14 protein-coding genes are annotated in these 22,394 nt (G+C 57.3%); 10 read left to right on the forward strand and 4 right to left on the reverse strand.

Features of this window, described 5'->3' with window-relative positions; all coding sequences use genetic code 11:
• Positions 1-78 precede the first annotated feature (78 nt).
• Positions 79-354, reverse strand: a complete 276-nt coding sequence (locus RSSM_RS28165) for a hypothetical protein (RefSeq protein WP_144060185.1) — start codon at positions 352-354, stop codon at positions 79-81.
• Positions 355-747: 393 nt separating this feature from the next.
• On the opposite strand from RSSM_RS28165, the gene carB reads away from it, so the two are divergent.
• Positions 748-3,999, forward strand: a complete 3,252-nt coding sequence (gene carB, locus RSSM_RS28170) for a carbamoyl-phosphate synthase large subunit (protein ID WP_008687835.1) — start codon at positions 748-750, stop codon at positions 3,997-3,999.
• A 793-nt stretch (positions 4,000-4,792) separates the two neighbouring features.
• Here carB and RSSM_RS28175 read toward each other — a convergent pair.
• Positions 4,793-6,268 carry a PAS domain S-box protein gene (locus tag RSSM_RS28175; protein WP_008687837.1) on the reverse strand — a complete coding sequence of 492 codons (1,476 nt, stop codon included), beginning with the start codon at positions 6,266-6,268 and terminating at the stop codon, positions 4,793-4,795.
• A gap of 975 nt (positions 6,269-7,243) precedes the next feature.
• Here RSSM_RS28175 and RSSM_RS28185 point away from each other — a divergent pair.
• Positions 7,244-7,942 carry a carbonic anhydrase gene (locus RSSM_RS28185; protein ID WP_008687855.1) on the forward strand — a complete coding sequence of 233 codons (699 nt, stop codon included), beginning with the start codon at positions 7,244-7,246 and terminating at the stop codon, positions 7,940-7,942.
• 185 nt (positions 7,943-8,127) lie between these two features.
• Here the strand turns inward: RSSM_RS28185 and RSSM_RS28190 are convergent, their stop codons facing one another.
• Both RSSM_RS28190 and RSSM_RS28195 read right to left on the reverse strand, forming a co-directional pair.
• Positions 8,128-9,582, reverse strand: a complete 1,455-nt coding sequence (locus RSSM_RS28190) for a DUF1501 domain-containing protein (protein WP_008687857.1) — start codon at positions 9,580-9,582, stop codon at positions 8,128-8,130.
• A gap of 64 nt (positions 9,583-9,646) precedes the next feature.
• Positions 9,647-12,568 (reverse strand): PSD1 and planctomycete cytochrome C domain-containing protein, encoded by a 2,922-nt coding sequence (locus tag RSSM_RS28195; RefSeq protein WP_008687858.1) that lies wholly within the window; start codon positions 12,566-12,568, stop codon positions 9,647-9,649.
• A gap of 1,109 nt (positions 12,569-13,677) precedes the next feature.
• Between RSSM_RS28195 and RSSM_RS28200 the strand changes: the two genes are divergently transcribed.
• The 8 genes from RSSM_RS28200 to RSSM_RS33420 all read left to right on the forward strand — a co-directional run bounded on the left by RSSM_RS28200 (position 13,678) and on the right by RSSM_RS33420 (position 22,149).
• The gene (locus RSSM_RS28200) at positions 13,678-14,928 is read left to right on the forward strand and encodes a DUF1559 domain-containing protein (protein ID WP_008687861.1); all 1,251 of its coding nucleotides are present in this window, start codon (positions 13,678-13,680) and stop codon (positions 14,926-14,928) included.
• Between the two features lie 325 nt (positions 14,929-15,253).
• Positions 15,254-15,433 (forward strand): hypothetical protein, encoded by a 180-nt coding sequence (locus tag RSSM_RS28205; protein ID WP_008687862.1) that lies wholly within the window; start codon positions 15,254-15,256, stop codon positions 15,431-15,433.
• Positions 15,434-15,855: 422 nt separating this feature from the next.
• Positions 15,856-16,059, forward strand: coding sequence for a hypothetical protein (locus RSSM_RS28210; protein WP_144060186.1), 204 nt, complete (start codon positions 15,856-15,858; stop codon positions 16,057-16,059).
• 178 nt (positions 16,060-16,237) lie between these two features.
• The gene (locus RSSM_RS28215; protein ID WP_144060187.1) at positions 16,238-17,491 is read left to right on the forward strand and encodes a DUF1559 domain-containing protein; all 1,254 of its coding nucleotides are present in this window, start codon (positions 16,238-16,240) and stop codon (positions 17,489-17,491) included.
• 485 nt (positions 17,492-17,976) lie between these two features.
• Entirely contained in the window at positions 17,977-18,522 is a 546-nt protein-coding gene (locus RSSM_RS28220) for a sigma-70 family RNA polymerase sigma factor (protein ID WP_144060188.1), read from the forward strand.
• Between the two features lie 40 nt (positions 18,523-18,562).
• Positions 18,563-20,308, forward strand: a complete 1,746-nt coding sequence (locus RSSM_RS28225; protein ID WP_008687871.1) for a LamG-like jellyroll fold domain-containing protein — start codon at positions 18,563-18,565, stop codon at positions 20,306-20,308.
• Positions 20,309-20,569: 261 nt separating this feature from the next.
• Complete coding sequence (locus RSSM_RS28235; protein ID WP_008687873.1) at positions 20,570-21,736, forward strand: DUF1559 domain-containing protein; 1,167 nt, start codon at positions 20,570-20,572, stop codon at positions 21,734-21,736.
• Between the two features lie 200 nt (positions 21,737-21,936).
• Entirely contained in the window at positions 21,937-22,149 is a 213-nt protein-coding gene (locus tag RSSM_RS33420) for a hypothetical protein (protein WP_144060189.1), read from the forward strand.
• The last annotated feature ends 245 nt before the right edge of the window (positions 22,150-22,394 follow it).

Consider the following 22,394-nt stretch of genomic DNA (forward strand, 5'->3'; position numbering starts at 1 on the left):
AAGTGGCCGCTACATGCGTCAGCAAATCAAATCCGCTCTCCGCTTCGGGCTTGCCCCGGCGGAGGCAACGCCAGCCCCTCAATGCACCGCAGCACACCCCTTCGACAACGCATCGATCTGGCCGCAATCCAGTTCGATCCGTTCGACCCGATACCCGGCCGTTTGAACTTGGTCTCTCGCATCCAACATCGCCGTGTCGAGCGAATCGGATTCGCGTTGGAACCGAACCGACACAACTCCCTCGTGAGACCTCAACGATGCGTCGGTACAACCGGCCTCGTACAAAGCATGCGCAAGCCCCTCACTCGCCTGACTCAATCCAGACAATATCACGCGAAATCCAAATGTTCTCATGGTGTTTCCCTCCAGCCCCCTCGTGTGGCTACGTCGCATGATCGAGACAGCGCCGCAAAAATGACGCTGACTCCTCGCATGTGATGAATTTTTGCAAGAATTCGACTTCGAGGATCTCGCCTACGCAATCCTGAACCGTTTCTTCTCAAAAACCACCCACACTCCAGATTCAATCTATCCACCCATCTGAGGATGGTCGAGCGATTTCGTCCGAATTCGACGAGATAGCGCTCCCCCGACCACCCATATTTCCCACACGCCCCAATTAGCGGCGGACAAAGCCCAATTCGGCGTCACGTTTCTGGGCGTCCCAACCCTCTGCGCCAAAGCCAAAACCTGTTATCCTTCCCAAAATTTGACGCCGTCGCCTCCTCGCTACTGGAAATAAAGAACGTGCCTCGCCGCGAAGACATCAAAAAAATCCTGCTCATCGGCAGTGGCCCTATCGTGATCGGGCAAGCTTGCGAATTTGACTACTCGGGAACGCAGGCCTGCAAAGCTCTCCGCGAAGAGGGCTACGAAGTCGTGCTGGTTAACAGCAACCCGGCGACGATCATGACGGACCCCGCAACAGCGGACTCGACCTACATCGAGCCCCTGACTTGGCAGGTGGTCGAAAAAGTCATCGCGAAGGAACGTCCTGACGCACTCCTGCCGACACTCGGTGGACAAACCGCACTGAACGTCGCGATGGACCTCGACGCCAACGGTGTCCTGGAAAAATATGGCGTGGAAATGATCGCCGCCAACGCCAAGGTGATCGCCAAAGCCGAAGAACGCGACCAGTTCAAAGAGGCGATGGAGAAGATCGGCCTCGACGTCTGCAAAGGCTTCACCATCGGAACACTCGCCGAAGCACGCCAGGCACTCGCCGAAGTCGGCCTGCCCGCCGTCGTCCGCCCCAGTTTCACGATGGGCGGTTCCGGTTCGGCGATCGCGTACAACAAAGACGACTTCGACGCGTTGGTCCAAAACGGTCTCGATCAATCGCCCGTCACGGAAGTCCTGATCGAAGAATCGATCATCGGTTGGAAAGAGTACGAGATGGAGGTCATGCGTGACCGCGACGATAACGTCGTGATCATCTGCGCGATCGAAAACTTCGACCCGATGGGTGTGCACACCGGCGACTCGATCACCGTCGCACCGGCACAAACCCTGTCGGACAAAGAATACCAACGGATGCGCGACGCATCGCTCGCCGTGATCCGAGAAATCGGCGTGGAAACGGGAGGCAGTAACATCCAATTCGCGATCGAACCGGACACCGGCCGGATGATCGTGATCGAGATGAACCCACGGGTCAGCCGCAGTAGTGCGTTGGCCAGTAAGGCGACCGGTTTCCCGATCGCGAAGATCGCCGCCAAACTCGCCGTCGGCTACCGATTGTGGGAACTGCCCAACGACATCACGCAGAAGACCAAAGCCTGCTTCGAACCGACGATCGATTACGTGGTCACCAAGATGCCACGGTTCGCGTTCGAGAAATTCCCCGAAGCCGACGCGACCCTAACCACGCAAATGAAAAGCGTCGGGGAAACGATGGCGATCGGGCGGACGTTCCAAGAATCGTTCCAAAAGGCCCTCCGCGGACTCGAAGTCGGCGCGTTCGGGTTCGGCAGCGATCCGAAAGATAAATGGGGCACCGAAGATCAACCCGACCGCGACGAGATTCGTGCCAAACTCAGCACCCCGGGCAGCGAACGGATTTTCTACATCCGCTACGCCATGAAATCCGGCATGACCGTCGCCGAGATCCACGAACTGACTCACATCGACGAGTGGTTCCTCGAACACCTGATGCACCTGATCGAAACCGAAAACCACCTCACCGGACTCGGTTCCCTCGAGAAGATCGATCCGGAATTGATGCTCGATATCAAACGACGTGGTTTCTCGGACCGTCACATTGCGGCGATGACCGGATCGACCGAACTCAAAGTTCGCGCGTATCGGTTGGATCAAAATATCCGCCCGGTCTTCAAAAGTGTCGACACCTGTGCCGCCGAATTCGAAGCCTTCACGCCGTACTTCTACAGCACCTACGAATCCGAATCGGAAGTCCCCGCCAAGGGCGACCGCAAACGGATCATGATCCTCGGTGGCGGTCCCAACCGGATCGGCCAAGGGATCGAGTTCGATTATTGCTGCTGCCACGCTTCGTTCGCGCTGCAGGATCTCGGTATCGAATCGGTCATGGTCAACAGTAACCCCGAAACGGTTTCGACCGACTACGACACGTCGGACATGCTGTTCTTCGAACCACTGACGATCGAAGACGTGCTGAATATCTGCGACGAAATCAAACCTGACGGCGTGATCGTTCAGTTCGGCGGCCAGACTCCACTGAACCTCGCCCGTGGTCTCGAACAAGCCGGCGTGCCGATTATCGGAACGAGCGTCGACACGATCGACACCGCCGAAGACCGTGAGTTGTTCCAAAGCCTGATCAACGAACTCGGCCTGCGACAACCACCGTCGGGCATCGCCCGCAACATGGAAGAAGCCCGCGTCGAAGCCAAACGGATCGGATTCCCGGCACTGGTCCGGCCGAGCTTCGTGCTCGGCGGCCGAGCAATGGAAATCTGCTACGACAAGTCACAATTCGAACGTTTTGTCGCCGAAGCCTTCATCGTCGCCGACGGACAACCGGTCCTCATCGATCGCTTCCTCGAGGACGCCACCGAAGTCGACGTCGACGCGATCTCGGACGGTAATGACTGTGTGATCATGGGAATCATGGAACACATCGAAGAGGCCGGTGTGCACTCGGGCGACTCCGCGTGCTGCATCCCGCCGTTCAGTTTGCCGCAACCGGTCCTCGCCGAAATCCGCGATGCGACTCGGAAACTCGCCGCCCGCCTGAACGTGATCGGCCTGATGAACATCCAATTCGCGGTCAAGTTGGAAGCCGACGGTCCTCAGGTTTACATCCTCGAGGTCAACCCGCGGGCCAGCCGCACGGTGCCGTTTGTCGCCAAAGCCACCGGCGTTCCTGTTGCCGGCATCGCCACGAAAGTCATGACGGGCAAAACGCTCTCCGAACTCGGCATCACCGAAGAACCGATTCCGCGACACGTGTCGATTAAAGAATCGGTGTTCCCATTCCGGAAGTTCGCCGGCGTCGACATCGTCCTCGGCCCCGAGATGCGTAGCACCGGCGAAGTGATGGGCATCAGCGAGATGTTCTCGATGGCGTTCGCCAAGAGCCAACTCGCCGCTGGCACCGTGCTGCCTGACTCGGGCAAGATCTTCATCTCCCTCTCCGCCCGCCACAAAGAAAACGTGGTCGAGATCGGCCGATCGCTGATCGAACTCGGCTTCGAAATCCTGGCCACCGAGGGAACCGCACTGCGACTGACCGAAGCCGGCATTGCCGTCACCAAGGTCAAGAAGATCGCCGAAGGGCACCCGAACCTGATCGACTACCTCAAGAACGATGATGTGCAGTTGATCCTCAACACGCCGAGCGGCAAGGGAGCCCGAACCGACGAAGGCAAGATCCGCGCAGCCGGCGTCCAACACGGCGTCCCCTGCATCACCACCCTCTCGGCCGCAGAAGCTGCCGTGCGAGCAATGAAAGCAGTGCGAGAAAACGACATGCAAGTCGAATCTCTCCAACACCGCTACGCAGCGAACGTGTAGCCCGCCTTCCCAAGACGGGCTAACAACCACGCAGATGCAACCTTCCGTCCGGGCTCGCCCCGGCGGAGGCTACAAGTGGTCGCTACACGCAACAGCAAATCAAATTCGCTTCCCGCTTCGGGCCCGCCTCGAAGAGGCGGCCCTACGTGGCCTCCACCAGTGAGCCGAAGTGCGTAAGCACTCGGGTATTCGGCATGTTGAGATGAAAACTCAATCAACGTTTCCCCCCCGAAGCCGCACAACCATCCGGCTCACCCACGTAGCTCGGTCTTTCCAAGACCGAGAACAGGCGTCGGTTCCTTCAACAAACCAACAAGGCCTCAAACGGCCAAGAGCTCAACCGCGCTCTGCCCGCCTCGGAGAGGCGAGCCTACGTGGCACCTGTGCCAAGATACGACGACAGCAGTCCCACCCGCATCATGTCGTCGCTGAAAAAGACGATCGCAGCAGCATGCGATCGAAAAACGATTTGAAGTAGGCTCAGCCGGGTGAAGAAGACCTCCTCTTTGCCCCAAGCGAAAGTCTTCCGTAGCCGGCTGAGCCGTACTTCAAGGTCGTTGTAATATTATCGGCCGTGTTTAGCGGCGAGCGTGCAATTTGTGTTCAATTGGGGGACATCCCTCATACGGTACGATTATTCACCTCCTGAAGAACTGCTCATTAATCCACCGCCAGACGGAAAGGCTCCACCGCCAGACGGCAACCGTCCTCACCAACGACCAGCCATCACATCAACGCCGTCACGCCATGCGAAAACGGGGTATTCATTAAAGAGCGAACGATTCACTCGACGTCATCGGCGGATCGATTCGGCATCCATCGCGATGCGAACCAGCTCGGCCACCCCCCGTACCCCGAGCTTCTTCATCAGGTTCGACCGATGCCGCTCGACGGTCTTTTCGCTGACGTCGAGTCGCCGCGCGATGACCTTGTTCATCAGACCTTCGACGACCAACGCAAACACATCTCGCTCCCGTTCGGACAACATGGCCAACTTCGCCTGAGCGACGTCCGCCTTGCGTGCGAGTTCTTCAGCGATCTTGCGGTGAGTGATGTTGAGCACCACGTTTCTGGTGCCTGTGAATGTCCCGTTCTCATCGAACAACGGATGGGATGAAACGAGCACCCAAAGTTCATGCCCGTCTCGATGCTTCACCCGATACTCAACCGCCTCAGCAATCCCATCGGCACGTTTCTTGAAATTCTCCGACAAGTCATCGCGCGACGTTTCGCCGATCATCTCGAAGATTCCTTTCCCGACCAACTCCTCCGGTTCGTAACCGAACATGTTCGCCGCGACCTGATTGGTCTTGATGATCTTTCCTTCGGTATCGACCATCGTCAGTCCCTCCGAAGCCGTCTCGACGATTTCGCGATAAATCTTTTCACTCGCGATGATCGCCGACTCCATCTGATGCCGCTGCGTCACGTCCTGGGTCGTTCCGAACCAAACCGTTTCGTCACCGCGTTGGAACGCTTTCACCTGAGCATGAAACCATCGCGTTTCACCAATCTCCGGGTTTCGACGAAACTCAATCTCAATGGAACCGTTCAAACGCAATTCGGTCTGGTGGTACTCCACGATCGATTGACGGTCATCCGGATGAACCAACTCGAGGAACTGCTCAAACGTTGGCGGTGCTTGGTTAGGCGACAACCCGAACATCTCGAACAACTGACGTGACCACCATCCGACCGTTTCGCCTTTTACCAATTCCCAGCAACCGACCTGCGAATGTCTCTGCGCCATCTCCATCCGCTGAAGAGTTTGCTCGCGTTCTTGTTCCGCGGTCACCGCCGCACTGATATCCACCGCAGTTGCAACGACGACGTTGTCGACATCGTCATCCCCAGCCCCATCCCACATTGCAAACGTCGTTTGGATCCAACGCGACGAGCGATCTTCGCCTTGCACAAAGAGCGTTCGTTGAAAACGCTCCTGCTCACCGCTCGCCAACGACGCGATATCTTCGACCATCCCGGAATCCGCAATCTCCGGCAGCAACTCACTCAGGTTCACCCCGAACAACTCGTCACGTTTGACGCCGACGAACTCAGCAAACTGCGAGTTGCTTTCGATGATGTTCAGATCCGCGGGATCGATGCCAATCCCTCCGATACAATTCCGTCCCAACTGATTCACAAACGCGGTCAGCGCCTCGCCTATCGGGTGCGAAGATTGAGAAGAAGCCGCTCCGGAATTTTCAACATGTTTTGCCATCTGCACACACACGCGATCCTGTGGCAGTGCCACCTGGATTAACTGCATCGGTTAACTCATTTGCTGCGAAACCGACACTGACGTGCTCCCCATCAAACCGAGACGGCCGATAGGCGATCTGCACATCATCTCGCCGGTACATTGCCCACTTGTTTTGCCCGCCCCCCTCCGCGCCCATCGGACGGCTCACAGCCCAAATGCGTTTGCCCCACAAACCGCACAAAGGCCATTGAGCCACCCTAGTAGACCCCACAAAGGAAGACTAGGCTTCAAAATACACCGGAAACCAATGAACAGAGGGACACACACCCACTTGATCACATGCGTACACCTTGCTCAAAACACGACATTTCACGTCCGCGAAGATCGCCGGCGCACCGCTTGGTTCCTGATTCGCCACGCGTTCACGTACCGCAATTTCCGTACGCGAAATCTGATCACGACCCATGAAACCAATGTCGTGAAATACACATCAGGCGTGCAATTTCTCGCAACAACCGCCTGGACTAGAGTGACCACGTTCAATGTCCATCACCTACTCACCAACACATACGTTGTCTGATCCCAATCGCTGTGCCCCCAAGCGGGTGATAGATGACAGAACGATAGCCTCACAACGTCGCTACGATTTCCCGCAGAAATAGTTGCGAAATATTTTGCGGGTCTTCGCTCACGTTCGCTTCACCGCAGAAAACATACATCATTTCATAATAAGACATACCAATGCGGTTCCGCAGCGACCTGCCTTCGTTCGTTTTCTACGCAAGAAGTTGATGCCCCAAAGGTCACCAACCTCCTGCATCAACGCCGCTTCCTTTTCCCGCGTCTCTGCTGCGACACAGCACCGACTCGCGCCATCACACCAATCTCAGACGAAGCCTCTCACGAGCCCTTCTGGAGCAAGAGTCATTCTGGGGTGCGTCAATTGGCTGCGTCCATCGAGTCTCATTTGCGATAGCAGGCTCGAAACACGATTTTTATAGTCGGGTCACTTTTCACGCTCACTCTTATTCACGAAGTGCCATGAACATTACCACTCTGGTGAAGTGTCTTGCCGTCTGCGGGATCCTGTTTGCGTTGTCATTCGCCACCGCGCCGACACCGAGTTATCACGAAGGATTTCAAACGGTCGATTCCGATACCGCGATCCGGCTGCTCACCGAAGGCAACTCCCGGTTCGTCGCAGGCGAGTCGATCCATCCGCACGAAGCGTTCTCGTGGCGTGCGAATCTCGAAAACGAACAACACCCCTGGGCCGTCTTGCTCACCTGCAGCGATTCGCGTGTTCCGCCCGAACTGATCTTTGACCAAGGTTTCGGTGACCTGTTCGTCATTCGCGTCGCCGGCAACATCGTCGACACCGACGTCATCGCCAGCATCGAATACGCCGTCGACTACCTCGACACGCAACTCGTGGTCGTCATGGGGCACACTCACTGTGGCGCGGTAACCGCCGCCGTGGACAGCGAAAAACACGCATCGCACGATCCGGTCGAGATCACATCATTGGTGCATCGCATCCAACCGGCAGTCAACTTTGTCGAAGGAGAGGATCGCAACGAAACGATCAAACGATCCGTCGTCAACAACGTGGCACTGTCAGTGAAACGCCTCAAAGAGGTCGCTGACCTTCAACGGGCACTCGAACAACGCGACGTGAAGATCGTCGGCTCGATGTACGACATGCACACCGGCATCGTCACCTTCGACGAAAACCAATAGCTTCACGCAAACACTCTCGGTCTCGGGGGACGTCGATTTTATTACTGACGCTTTTGAGGCGTCCTTTGCCCAAGACCTGGACCGTAGTGGACGAGGCGACGAGTCCTTTCCCACGCAAGGGACTCGTCGCCTCGTCCACTACCAAATTCCCGAGAGACCGAGCTACGTGGCGCTACGTACCGCCACTACGCAATCACGTCGTGAATCACGCGGGCCGGTTTCACGCCGGTCAACTTCTGGTTCAGCCCCTGGAAGTAAAAACTCATTCGATCCGAATCGATACCGAGCAGATGCAGCATCGTGGCGTGGAAGTCCCGCACTTGGACCGGGTTGGACGCCGGCAAATAGCCGAACTCGTCCGTTTCGCCGTACGTGAACCCCGGCTTCACACCGCCACCGGCCATGAAGAACGTGAACGCGGCCGGTGCGTGGTCGCGACCGATCAACGCCATCTTGTTCCCGCCGCGATTCTCCCGCATCGGCGTGCGGCCGAACTCGCCGCCCCATACAACCAACGTGTCCTCCAGCAAACCACGCTGATCGAGGTCGGCCAGCAACGCCGCAATCGGTTGATCGACCTGCTTGCACTTCTTCGCAAACCCATCGTTGATCGCCGTCTTCGCTTCCGTGCCGTGCGAGTCCCAACCACCGTCGTAGAGCTGGATGAACCGCACGCCTGCTTCGGCAAAACGGCGAGCGAGCAAACAGTTGTTAGCGAACGAGACCTTCCCCTTTTCGGCTCCGTACAAATCTAAAATTTCCTGCGGCTCGTCGTTGATATCCGCCACGTCAGGAACCGCCATCTGCATCCGGAACGACATCTCGTACTGGGCGATTCGCGTCAACGTCTCCGGGTCATGGAACTGCTCGTGACTCTTTCGATTGAGATCCCCCAACGCGTTGAGCATTTGGCGCCGGATATCGCGAGTCACGTTCTCCGGGTTGGAAATATTCAGGATCGGGTCGCCTTGCGATCGACACTGCACGCCTTGATAGACCGATGGTAAATAGCCGTTCGACCACAACGCCTTCCCGTTACGCGGAACGCCACCCGAGAGCAGAACCATGAACCCCGGCAAGTCTTCGTTCTCGGTACCGAGGCCCCACGTCACCCACGCCCCTTCCGACGGATAACCGATCCGCGCGTTTCCGGTATGTACCAATAGCTGCGCCGGACCATGGTTGAATTGATCCGTTTGCATCGTCTTGATAAAGCACAGTTTGTCGACGTGACCGGCGACATGCGGGAACAACTCCGACACCCAGGCTCCGCTCTCGCCGTATCGCTTGAACGAGAACTGCGGCCCGAGCATCTGCGGAGTTCCCTGGATGAACGCAAACCGTTGTCCGTCGAGATACTCCTGCGGCGCGTCACGACCGTCGTACTTGGCCAAGTCCGGTTTGTAGTCGAACAACTCCAATTGGCTCGGCCCACCGATCATGTGCAGAAAGATCACCCGCTTCGCTTTCGGTGGAAAATGCGGCAGGGTCGCATGCTCGGCCGGTGACGACGCGAACGCGGACTGCGACGCCAACCACATGCCGCCCAACCCCGTCGTGCAGCGCTGCAAGAACTGCCGGCGGGTGTCCTGTTCGAGCCGGGTGCGAACGATCTCTTGTTCAATAGAAAGACGATTCATAGTCGGACCAAAATTCGGAATACAAAAAAATCAAAATACGCACACGCAATATCGCGGCGGGAAATTATTTGGTGATCACTTCATCGAGGTTCATCAACACGGCGGCAACCGATTGCAACGCGTTCTCCGCATCGCTCTTTTCGCAAATCGTTTCATGCATCGCCACCAAACGTTCCACCTCGTCTGAATCCGCCGGCCGGCAGGTAGCCAACAAAAACCCATACGAGACCCGTTCGGCCAACTCGTCGCTGTGTTCGCTCATCCGTTTCGCGAGCGCCTTCGAACACTCCACGAACCCGACGTCGTTCATCAACATCAACGGTTGCAAAGGAGTGTTCGATCGCAAACGCTTGGGCACGCAGAATTCACGCGACGGCGCATCAAACGTCGCCGAGATCGGGAACGGCACGCTGCGTTTGACATACGTGTAAACGCTCCGGCGATAGCGGTCTACGTCACCCGGTTTGGGCGTTTTCCACGATCCCCTCCGTGCCCGCCAAACTCCCGGAGGCAACGGCGGATACGTCGGCTCGCCGAACATCTTCTCCGACAGCAAACCGCTGATCGCGAGCATCTGGTCACGGACCGTTTCAGCCGGCAAACCGTGCCGCGGCCCGCGAGCGAGAAAGCGATTACTCGCGTCCTCTTCGAGCAACTCAGGACGGATCTCCGAACTCTGCCGGTACGTCCGCGACAACGCGATCTCACGGAGCAACTTCTTCACGCTCCAGTGGTAGTCCTCTCGAAAGCGAACCGCCAAGTCATCGAGCAGTTCCGGATGCGACGGCCGGTCACCGGTCGATCCGAAATCTTCTTCCGTCGCAACAAGACCAACTCCAAACATTTGTGCCCAGTAGCGATTCACTGCCACCCGCGCGGTCAGCGGGTTGGAATCGCTGACCAACCATTTCGCCATTTCGAGCCGATTGCTCAGCCGATCGTCCTCGCCACGCAAAGAATTCGGCACGTCGGAGAAGACCTGGTGTTCCTTCGTCAAAAACAAACCGCCGCCGAAGACATGCGTCGGCCGGGCAAATTCGCCCTCGCGTTCACGCAGCACCGGCACCTCTGTGCTCTTGATCGCAGCGAGTTCGGATTTGGTCTCTTTCAATTCTTGCTTCGCCTCGGCGATCGTTTCGTCCTTGGGAAGCTGCAAGAGACTCTCGTCCGAAGACACCGCAAAGTGAGCCCGTTTGGTCACCAGCGGGAACGCAGCTAGCTCAGTGATCCGGTGCAAAATCTTCAGCCGCAATTTCGATCCGGGTTCGACCGCGACCGCTTTATCGAGCACCACAACCGCCTGCCTCGGATGATGGATCCGCGAGTATGCCGAGAATCCTCCTCGCTCGTTATTTAGACTCCCGTTCGGATCGTGGTACGGATACGGCTCGTCGCCATAAACGCGAGCCAATCCGATCGGCACCGGCTTCATCTTCGGATCGGCGTCCTCCGGCGGCAACAACTCGGCGGAAATGTGCGACATCACAAATCCCCACTCCGAGTCAATCAACGCTTGGTCGGGATCGTGCGGCATCGCGGTAATCTGGATCCCCGTCAACTCGTCGATCGATTCGGGAATCGGCATGTCGACGGTGATCGTCGTTCCGCTCGATACCGTGCCGCTCGTGTAGTACTCATCCCATTGGTCGTGCGGTTCAATCACCAACTTGGTCGCCTTCGACGTTTTGCCCGCCGCGATTCGTAGGTGTGTCCACTTTTTCGCCTCTGACGCGGTTTCCCATTCGCGCCGCCAAATGTCACGTGTCAGTTCATCCACTTGCCGGCGAAGTCGCGAGGCTTTGTCGTAGTCGTCCTGTGACAACGGAACATCGATCCGCGGCCAATCATCGTTCAAATCACAGTCGACCGTGTTATTGAAATAATCGACAAACTGGTAGAACTCGTCCTGTGTGAAAGGGTCATACGGGTGATCGTGACATTGGGCACACCCATACGTTGTGCCTTGCCACGTTTGCCAAACCGTGGAAACACGATCGAGCACCGCCGCGATGCGGAACTCCTCGTCGTCCGTCCCGCCTTCCTCGTTCGTGTTGGTCAGCCGATGAACCGCCGTCGCAATTTCGTCCTCGATGGTTCGCTCCGGCAACAGATCCCCGGCGAGTTGCTTGATCGTGAACTGGTCGTAAGGCAAATCCCGGTTCATCGCATCGATGACCCAATCGCGATACTTCCAAATCACCCGCGGCGAATCCTCACCCTGGCCGCGTGAATCGGCGTAGCGGACCAGGTCGAACCAAACGCTCGCCCAACGCTCGCCAAAATGCGGTGACGCGAGCAACCGATCGACAACGCGTTCATAGGCCGCCTCTCCACTCGCAGCGAGGTCACTGAGGAACGCGTCACGCTCCTCGAGCGTCGGGGGCAAACCGATCAAATCCAACGACACTCGGCGGAGCCAGCGGTGCGCCAACTCATCATCGGCAGGTTTGATCCCACGTCGCTCGAGTTGTTCGAGCACGAAATGATCCATTCGCTCACGCGGCCACTGCGATTGCGAAACCTCTGGCGTTTGCTGCCGCTCGGGAAGTCGATACGCCCAATGCTTCCCCCATTTCGCACCTTGGCGGATCCATCGGGTCAACAACTCCACCTCTTCGTCGCTCAAACGCGGCCCATGATCCGGTGGCGGCATCCGATCGTCGTCTTCCGGTTCGAGCACGCGTTCGAGCAACACCGAATTGTCCGGGTCGCCGGGTTCGACCGAATACATGGCCGAGTCCTCATAAACAAACGACAAGTCAGCCGCCTGTTTGACTCCGCCGTGGCACGACGTGCAATGTGACGTGAAGATCGGCCGGATCTGGTGATCAAAATCGATCGGCTCTTCGGCAACCGGGGACGCAGCATCCGGGTCAGCAATGTTTTCATTGGCAACGACAGGCGGTGCGCTCACGCTCGACAGCACGCCCACGACCCAGCAGGCGAGCATGCCCACTCGGATCGGACGAACAACCGGATCAATCAAACTGTTTTTCTTTCGATCATCGCGTTCTTGCTAAACGTTCACGAGTCACTAGCGACCGCATCGCTGCCTCAGACTGAGTCCGCGGAGCCGAACGAGATGTTCCGCTCGGCGAGACCGGTAAGGACAGCGATACGCAGGCAAACGACCAAATGCTAGGAAAGAGGTGGGGAAGGAAAGCATGCATCCGCGACATATTCATTACCGCCGTGTTCTGTGAAACGTCGATCCCTCGCGGCAACCCATCGGTGCCTCACTGCAACACAGCACGCTGCTGGCGATCCCGTCCCGCACGTCCATTCGCTCGCGAACGCGTGGCGTATCCCGCAAAGCCCGCACGACTCTAACGAGCGGACTTAATGCGAAAGGGGACAGTGTATTTTCTGCGGTTATTTCATCTACGGTCGGCTCTCAGCACTCGAGACGAATGCCTGCCCGATATCGCGGCAGAACTCCCGTAACGCTGGACCAAACCGAGACCAATGAACGGTCGTGGCCATGCCGAATCACGACACTGAACGATCCCGGTCAGTCGGAAACCGGAACATGCCGTGATGTGTCTACTGCCGCGGAACGAGAATTCAGCCCCTCGGATTCGAAAATTTCTGCGGAAATAAGCAACCGTGTTTGCGTCGCTCGAAACAAAAACTCCGCCCCATCCCGCCAATTGCGAACGCATGCGATTCCGGCGCGCATGCCGACTGACCCAACCAACCCGCTTCTCCATAGACCTGTAAACCACGCGGCCCCTCAACCACGCGGCCCCCAACGATTCACCGGTATCTGAAACCGAAATACCGGCAAGCCCACCAAAATCTCAAGCCGCTATTGGATTTGCGATCATCGGCACAGAAAGGGGCGTCGGGCACCGCAAAAGGAACACAGAGAAACACGACGCCCCCCTCCGCAGGATTAGACCACTCAAAAATAAACCACATTTTCAAAATTCCGATCAAAATGCAGAGGCAAATTGTCGCCTTTTGGCAGTAACCCTTGATAGCACCGAAGAATCGCCGCCAAACGGTTGCAATCTGCCCCCCTCTCGGCATCGACGGTACGCACCCTCCCCACATCCTGCCTCTCTTTCCATTTACATCATGGAGTCTTCTACAATGAAGAACCGCAAAACCGGGTTCACGCTCGTTGAACTTCTTGTAGTCATTGCCATCATCGGTGTGCTTGTAGGCCTGTTGTTGCCTGCCGTCCAAGCCGCCCGCGAAGCCGCCCGCCGCATGTCCTGCAGCAACAACTTCAAACAGATCGGCCTGGCGATCCACAATTACCACTCGGCATACAACCAACTGCCGATCCAGGGCGACGGCACGTGGGAAGTTCCCGCTTCGGTTGCCACCAAACGTTGGGGCGAATGCGGAAGCGGGTCGAGCCCCGGTGCATCGATCCTGTCCAACCGCGGACAACTGAGCATCCTCGTCGGCCTCTTGCCGTTCTGCGAACAGCAGGCTCTCTGGGAACAAATTTCAAACCCCGCGATCTACAACGGCGTCTCGTTCCCTCGCATGGGGCCAAACCCAACGGGAAACAGCAGCCAGACCATCGAGTACGTGCCGTTCGTCACTGAAATCCCGATGTATCGCTGCCCGAGCGATCCAGGGGTCGGCCTTCCCGCGATGGCACGAACCAACTACGCGCTCAACGGCGGCGACACACCACTGCAGTTGGCGCGTGGCCCCTTTGCACGTTGGTGTGTGACGGACGTTGACAGTGGCGTGGGCATGTCTCGCGACGATGCCTTGCGAGTTGAGCGTGAACAGGTCCCGCTTTGCCGCGGTTTCTTGGTCCCTCACATGCGATCGGAATTCACCGACGTGAAAGACGGCCTGTCCAACACCATCGCGATGGCCGAAATCAACACCGACCTCGGCGATCGCCACCGCACGACCGACTTCGTTCGCGTGACAGCCATGTACGACAACATTCATGCCTGTGACAAACACCTCGATCCCGATCGTCCGCAGTTTTGGAAAACCACGATCGCCGAGGGCGACGGGGAAGACCTGTTCGTGGCCACGTCCGTCGAGAAACGCGGCTTCCGTTGGTCGTCGAGCTCACCGAAATACACGATGGTCACGTGCAACCTGCCGCCGAACTCCGCCAACTGCATCCGGTTGATCATTGAGGACGAAGGCAACTACTCCGCCAGCAGTCGCCACCAAGGCGGATGCCATGTCCTGATGGGCGACGGAGCAGTGAAGTTCGTCACTGATTCGATCGAAGCGGGCAACCAGCAGTCGCCCCCCGTCGGACGCTCGGGCGGCCCGTCAACAGGTGAAGAGAGTCCCTACGGTTTGTGGGGAGCCCTCGGCACACGCGCTTCCAACGAAGTCATCGACGGCGACTTCTAACACTCGCTCGAACTCGATTTGGCAGTAGGCCGGATGCGATCGCCTCACAGCACTCGCTTCGGCCTACCTGAAACCGACTTAAGAAACCCCGGCCGACCGGCGAATCAGATCCAAGATAACCCACCCGACTGACCAACAACGCCACGCGTCCACCAAAGACAGGCCGTGGCAACCAGCGAACTCTCGATCACGTCAGCTCGCACCCAAAACACACCTTCCGACGCTCGCTGAACTCGGGGCAGTTATGAGTCACGAGCGTCACCCCTCCCGCCTCCCGACATCCCACCTCACTCGATACCGGCGTTTCCTTTACCCCCAAGAAAACATGAAATCTATCAGCAAACTGCTCCTGCTATTCGCACTTTGCCCGGCGGCTCTCTCAACCCTCGGCTGCGGATCCAGCAACGAAGTCATCGAAGTCAACGACGCAGCCCGCTCCGCATATGACGAAGCCGGCGCGAGAGCCGAAAGCATGGCTGCCGCGGCGATGAAAGAAGACCGCTAGCGGGTCACGACAACTGAGGCCGTAGCGAAAGTCGCCAAGACTTTCGGCGATCAACAAGGCCCTCAGCGATCAGCAAGACTTTCGATGATTGACAAAGCCGCCCCGAACTCTCGGTGAATGTCACTGCTTGAACGTTGAGCTCTCACGGACCGCGACACCCGCCTGCAGAACCAGGGCTGCCCGCCCTGCAGTCCACGCACCGGTTACGCAATCACCCTCGCGAGCCACGAAGACAAGTTTGTCGCTCACTACGTCCGTCTTACGCAGTGCCCTGTTCGCGACACTGAAGACCGACCCAACATCCGTTTCTCTAGAAAACTTTACATTTTATAAGGCAAATAATGACGCACCCGGCAGTAAACACCTGCAACGAGCGATTGCCCCGCCTTAGCCTCCCACCTCAAACCGAAAGAAGAACAGCCATGCCAACAACATCCCTGTCCCCTTTTACCGCTGGTGCTTTCGCGCTGTGCCTCACCTTCAGTTGTGCCGTTGGATGTGACGGCGGCACCGAGAACGTGCAGCCTAACCTCGATGAGAACGACCCGCGTTTGATCGAGTCCGATGAAGTGATCAACTTTGTTCCTGAAACCATGAGCAAAGAAGACGCTGAGTTTTACAAGTAAGTCATTTTGAGATGCGAGAACAGGAAGCCGCCCTGCACCGTGCCTCGCCAATTAAAACGCTCGAACGATCGCCTCTACATTTCAAATCAGCGTGGTCGTTCGTCCCTGACCGTCGCACCGAGGCGTGTCTTATCCACCGATCGTAGTTTCTTTATCCGATGTCCCAATGAGGAAGATCATGAATCCAGAACGCAAAACAGACCGCCAAGGCTTCACGCTCGTGGAGCTACTGGTGGTTATCGCCATCATCGGCGTGCTGGTTGGCCTGTTACTGCCCGCCGTTCAGTCTGCTCGCGAAGCCGCTCGCCGCATGTCGTGCGGTAACAACTTCAAGCAGATCGGTTTGGCCATGCACAATTACCACTCCGCCTACAACAAGCTGCCGCCATCGACGGGTGGTACCAACGGCTGGACCGGAGTTACCCGTCACGACAAGACACCGGCCGATCCGGATTCTAAACCCATCGGTGGCGACGACAAGAACAACCGTGCGATGCTCGGTTATATCGTCGGTCTGCTTCCGTTCTTCGAACAACAGGCTCTCTGGGAAACGATCTCGAACCCGCTCACCGTCGGCGGCTCAAGCTGGCCTGCAATGGGTCCTTCACCGGAACGAAGCACCGCCTACCCAGCCTACCGCACGAGCGTCCCAACGCTTCGCTGCCCATCGGATTCCGGCAAAAGCCGCACCGGCTTCGGACGAATCAACTACGCCGCCTGCATCGGCGACAGCTCGATTATCCCTAACTGGGCCTATCCCGATGGCATCCACCGGACCGCTCACCGTGGCGTTTTCAAACCGTTCTTGGGACTCGCCTTCCGCGACATCCTCGATGGACTCTCCAACACGATCGCAGGCGGTGAAATCGCGAGCAGCCTTGACGACCGACGCGTCCAAGGCGCAATTCGTGCCTACATGAACGCTGGCGACATGTACGCCAACCCTGGCTCCGCCTGCTTTAATAACGTCGGCGGCGTCATCGACCCGGATCGCCCTGGCTACTACAACGGCCAGAACTACTGGGACGGCTCCGACGCGACCAAATACCTGTTCCGTCGCGGAAACAACTGGGGCAGTGGTGCCATCGGTTGCAGCGCCTTCCAAACGATCGCCCCACCAAACAGCGCAAGCTGCAGCGGCCACCGCGGAAATCCACGTGGCAACCCATGGCCAAACTCGGGTAACAACTCCAACGGAGTGTTCTCAGCAGGCAGCTATCACCAAGGTGGATGCCACGTACTGATGGCCGACGGTGCGGTGAAATTCGTCACCGACAGCATCGACGCCGGCGATCCCGACGGCAACACCGTGGGCCGATCGGTCGACACAAACATGGCGACCTTCTCGCCAGCCGGATCGGAGAGCCCATACGGCCTGTGGGGATCGCTCGGAACCCGTGCCGCCAACGAAGTGATCGGCGACGAGTTCTAGCACCCTGACGCAGCCTGATTTGAGGGTAGCGAAACTCGCCAAGAGTTTCGGCAGGCCACATGATTCACCGAAAGTTCCGGCAACTTTCGGCACGGCCCCAATCCTGATATTTGGCTGGAACAACCCACTCCCTGAAAATAAAGCTGGCTTAAACGACCAGTCCACTTCACGAATCGAACGACGTCCGAATCGAGCCCTGTGGGAGCAATCTTCCCAGGGCTCTTTTCACGTCACGAGGGCGCAGGACCAAGATCCGAGGACGTGTTCTTAGGACCATGGTCCGATACCGCCCACACGTAAAAACATCAGCAGAACGTGATATTTGACCGCACAAAAAACGATTGCGAGGCACCATCTCCCCGCAAACATCGCCACAATGTGGCCAAAGGGCCCATAAAACAAAAAACCGGTTAAAATGAAAATCGTTTGGCCGAACATTCGCTGTTCGGCAGTAACTCTATAGTGCGATTTTCATGGGATCGGAAATGAACGAACAGGCAGACCGATCGGGCAGTGATGCCGAAGTCGCTACTTTTGTCAATTTATACACCACGAACTCACGCCGAATCCGGGCGTTCTTGTTCACCCTTCTCGGCGACCGCGATTCGGTTGACGAAGTGATGCAGAACGTCAGTACGGTGCTTTGGAAGAAATTTGACGAACTCGAAGATCCGTCGGGATTCTTGAAATGGGCTTATGTGATCGCCCGGTTCGAGGTTCTGGCGTATCGAAGACGCCTCGCCCGAGACCGATTTGTTCTCGACGAGGACCTAATCACGACACTTGCCGAAGAATACGCAGGGGACAATCAGTCTCTCGATATCGAAGAGCGGATCCGATATCTGAGCGATTGCTTGACTCGACTCGACGGCAAAGAACGTCATCTGTTGATCGCCGCCTACGCTAGTGGGACGCCGATCAAACAGGTGGCCGAGAAGAACAGCCTGCCCGTCAATCGCCTCTACAAACTGTTGGGACGACTGCGACGCAGACTGAAAGAATGTGTTGAACTGAAGTTACTGCCAAGCTGACACCACCGTCCTCACCTATCGATATATGTCAACTTCCGCCATGAACGCTTCCGAATTCACCGACTTGGTGGATCGCTATTGCGCCGGCCTGCTCGACCAGGAGGCGTTCTCAATACTGGAGTCAACACTACGCGAAAGCGCCGAACGTCGACGCCAATTCCGCGAGACAATGGCCACCCACGCGGCACTCCACGAGATCGTGGATGTCTATGACATTGACCAAGAGGCCGCCGACCTGCATGGAATCTCGCTCGCCGAGATCATGAACCAAGAGGCCGCCCCCAACGCCACGACCACACCGGATCGCGGAAACGCGACCAGGGCAAACGGCCAACCGATGTGGATCGCCGTGGGGTTGGCCTGCGTCGCCTCGTTAATCCTCGGATTCTTCACCCTGCGACTCGGTGAAGCCATGCCGGACAATCTGAGCCACGCGATCGTCACGTCCGACGATGAGTCGATCGGGATCCGAACCAAACCCCGCGTCCCACCATCGAATTCGCTTCTCCCGCCAACCCGTTTGGTTTCCAACCGTTCGATCGCGTTGATCAAAAGCGCCGTCGACGTGAACTGGGGCCCGGCCTCAACTCCTTTGAAAGTCGGCGAGGTCGTCCCGAGCCACTCGGTACGCTTCGAATCGGGCATCCTGGAAATCGTCTTCCTTTCGGGAGCGATGATCGTTGTCGAAGGTCCTGCCAAACTCGATCTCGTCTCGGTCGACAAAGCGTTCCTGCACAAAGGCAAGGTGAGGTGCTACGTTCCCCCTGCAGCGGTCGGTTTCGCGATCGAAACGGCGAACACAAAGTACCTCGACTTGGGAACCGAATTCGGCGTCGAGATCAAACCCGACGGCAAGCAAGAACTGCACGTTTTCGACGGCGAAGTCCGTGTCGATTCGCTCGACGGAACCATCACGTCTCAAACAGTCTTGTCGGGCGAGGGCCTGCAACAGAAGAGCGACCAGGAATGGGAACGGATTGCATCGGACCCGAAACAGTTCACCAACACGACGGACCTGAGCCGCCGCAAAACGACACAAGAAAAGAAAAGCTACGAAGCGTGGCAGGAATACCGCGCCAAGGTCATGAACGATCCGAGCCTGATCGTGTTCTATGATTTTAATTCCCAAGCGGAAAACCCACAGGTCCTCCAAGACCTCAGCAAGAACGCCATCGACGGTTCGATCATCGGTTGCGAACTGACGGCCGGCAGATGGGAAAAGAAAACATCGCTCGAGTTCAAAAAGCCTAGCGACCGGGTTCGGTTGAAGATCGACGGCGAATACCAGGACGTGACGATGACAGCCTGGCTGCGTATTGATGGATTTGACCGCTTCTTTAACTCGATCTTTTTGACCGACCGTTATGAAGACGGGCACCTGCACTGGCAGATCAAATCCACCGGCCAGCTCGACGCGGGCTTGAAACTCGCCAAACTGAAACGACGCATCTACGTGACCGATCCGGCACTCGGGTATGAGGACCTCGGCCGTTGGATCCACTTGGCCGTCGTTGTTGACCTGAAGAGCCAAATGCTGACCCATTATCTCGACGGCTCACCGGTCGAACAGATCGATCTGCGCACCGGTAGTGAAGCGGGAGAGCCCGGACCGCCTGTTGAAACAATCCGTTTCGGAAACGCGGAACTCGGCAACTGGAGCCCGGTACGCATCTACGACGATTCCCCGGTCCGAAACCTCAACGGCCGTATCGATGAATTTGCCATGTTCGGCCGAACGCTCACCGAATTCGAGATCCGTGAACTCTACAACCAAAGCCGCAACTAAGCGCACTTCCTCTCCGCCAAGCGCGTCTCAACCTCTCGACGTGGCACAACCTGAACAAGGTTTTTGTATCTTTTTCGGGTTTTGATGGGCGAATAATACAAAATGCGGCAGTAGACCACCGTGCGGATTAACGTTTCCGCGGCCACCTGCTGCGTTTCTTTCTCGCGACCTTTGCACCACTGCGTGCTCTCGTCCTGCGAGCATCTACGGAAAGGCACTTTGGTCTTAACCTCTTTTCTCATTCAACTTTGGTGCCTACGTATGCCAGAAAGAAACTGCCGCTCGTCTCGAACGGGCTTCACCCTTGTCGAACTGTTGGTCGTGATCGCGATCATCGGTGTCTTGGTCGGACTGCTACTGCCCGCAGTGCAAGCCGCCCGCGAAGCAGCCCGTCGCATGAGCTGCAGCAATAATTTCAAACAAATCGGTTTGGCGATTCACAACTATCACTCCGCTTACAACCAATTGCCTGTTCACGGTTCGGGTACCGTACGCGGCACCGGCAGCTGGAGTGCGTTCACTCACCACGGTAACAACCGTGAACTGAGTTTCCTCGTCGGTATCCTGCCGTTCATCGAGCAACAAGCGTTGTGGGAACAATTCGCTAACCCACTTGAAACCGACACGCATTCCTTCCCACCCTTCGGTGCGAACCCGACCGGTGGAGCGATCGTGGATTACCCACCGATGGTGACAGAACTGCCCGCCTATCGTTGCCCGAGCGACCCAGGTCGTGGGGCCCCCGCGGCGGCACGTACCAACTACGGTGCTTGTCTCGGCGACGGGATGTTCCGTATCGGCCGTGGTTACCTGGGGCGTTGGGACGTTTCTCCGGAAACCGATCCGCGCAATCAATACAACCGTGGCTTTTTCACCGCCCACGAAGATTCGGCATTCCGTGACGTGCTCGACGGTTTGTCGAACACCATCGCTGCCGGTGAATTGACAACCGACCTCGGTGACCGCTCGGTGCTCACGCAGCGTGTGCGCGGCAACTCGCTTCACACGATCACCAACGACTGCGACCAATACGTCAACCCCGAACGTCCTTCGCACTGGCTCAGCTCCGCTCCGGACGAGGGTGGCGTCACCGAACAACGCGGCCTCCGCTGGGCATCGCAACACCCGTTCTACAGCGGCGTAACCACGGTCCACCCGCCAAACAGCCCGATCTGTGCACGCGGTGGTGAAACCGATTCGCTGATGAACATGAGCAGCCGACACACCGGCGGGGCACACGTCCTGTTCGGCGACGGTGCAGTGAAGTTCATCACCGACTCGATCGAAGCCGGCGATCGTACCGCGAAATTCGTCAACCCCAACCACAACGGGTCGTCCACATCGCATGGCGACATCAGCCCGTTCGGTCTGTGGGGAGCACTCGGCACCAAGGCGATGAACGAAACCGTTGACACCAGCGGCATCTAAACATCGCGTTGGTTGAAAGAGACACGGCAATCGGACACCTCGTTCGGTTGCCGTTCGACGAAAGTCATTTTGGTCTGGCGAAAGCAGCAGACCATCCCTGTAACCTTTATCGATTACCTCCCCTCCCTCGATACCGAATCTCCAACGCGTTCGCGAGCGGCGATATCGAGACACCACTGTCCCCCACTAGGAAAGCAACCATGACTTCACTTTTCAGCCGCGCGGCATTCGCCGTGGCATGCTTGGCGATCGCATTCACCTTCGCAGGTTGCGGCAGCTCTGAGCCGGTCGTCTTGGAACCAGACCAGGCTCTCAAGGACCAATTCCGCGCAGACGCCGAAGCCAGCCAAAAGGCGATGCAAGCGGAAGACCCAAAAGGCTTCGGCAAGATCCAAGATGACGATGCTCCCTAACACGTCATGACATTGATGTAGCCAAACATCGATTTGAAAACACAAAGAACGAACCCTTCGTTCAAACTCCAAAAACTCCGTTCGCAGTGCATCTGCGTGCGGAGTTTTTTCATGCCGCGGCGAGCACCTATCCAACACCTACGCCTACCTGCGTTCCACTAGAATGCGTTGAAACAGGGCGCGTTCGAATCACGCGAGTTTTCTCACTGAAAGCAACTTTTTTTGCGGCAGAATCGATCGGTTCC

This window comes from Aporhodopirellula sallentina SM41, assembly GCF_000346505.1.
Classification (GTDB): domain Bacteria; phylum Planctomycetota; class Planctomycetia; order Pirellulales; family Pirellulaceae; genus Rhodopirellula; species Rhodopirellula sallentina.

Bases quoted from the DNA above. Each gene is read 5' to 3' on its own strand.
- RSSM_RS28165 (WP_144060185.1), bottom strand. From the start codon at position 354: ATGAGAACATTTGGATTTCGCGTGATATTGTCTGGATTGAGTCAGGCG.
- RSSM_RS28220 (WP_144060188.1), top strand. From the start codon at position 17,977: ATGAACGAACAGGCAGACCGATCGGGCAGTGATGCCGAAGTCGCTACT.
- RSSM_RS28235 (WP_008687873.1), top strand. From the start codon at position 20,570: ATGCCAGAAAGAAACTGCCGCTCGTCTCGAACGGGCTTCACCCTTGTC.
- RSSM_RS28190 (WP_008687857.1), bottom strand. From the start codon at position 9,582: ATGAATCGTCTTTCTATTGAACAAGAGATCGTTCGCACCCGGCTCGAA.
- RSSM_RS28215 (WP_144060187.1), top strand. From the start codon at position 16,238: ATGAATCCAGAACGCAAAACAGACCGCCAAGGCTTCACGCTCGTGGAG.
- RSSM_RS28210 (WP_144060186.1), top strand. From the start codon at position 15,856: ATGCCAACAACATCCCTGTCCCCTTTTACCGCTGGTGCTTTCGCGCTG.
- RSSM_RS28175 (WP_008687837.1), bottom strand. From the start codon at position 6,268: ATGCAGTTAATCCAGGTGGCACTGCCACAGGATCGCGTGTGTGTGCAG.
- RSSM_RS28205 (WP_008687862.1), top strand. From the start codon at position 15,254: ATGAAATCTATCAGCAAACTGCTCCTGCTATTCGCACTTTGCCCGGCG.
- RSSM_RS28225 (WP_008687871.1), top strand. From the start codon at position 18,563: ATGAACGCTTCCGAATTCACCGACTTGGTGGATCGCTATTGCGCCGGC.
- RSSM_RS33420 (WP_144060189.1), top strand. From the start codon at position 21,937: ATGACTTCACTTTTCAGCCGCGCGGCATTCGCCGTGGCATGCTTGGCG.
- RSSM_RS28200 (WP_008687861.1), top strand. From the start codon at position 13,678: ATGAAGAACCGCAAAACCGGGTTCACGCTCGTTGAACTTCTTGTAGTC.
- RSSM_RS28185 (WP_008687855.1), top strand. From the start codon at position 7,244: ATGAACATTACCACTCTGGTGAAGTGTCTTGCCGTCTGCGGGATCCTG.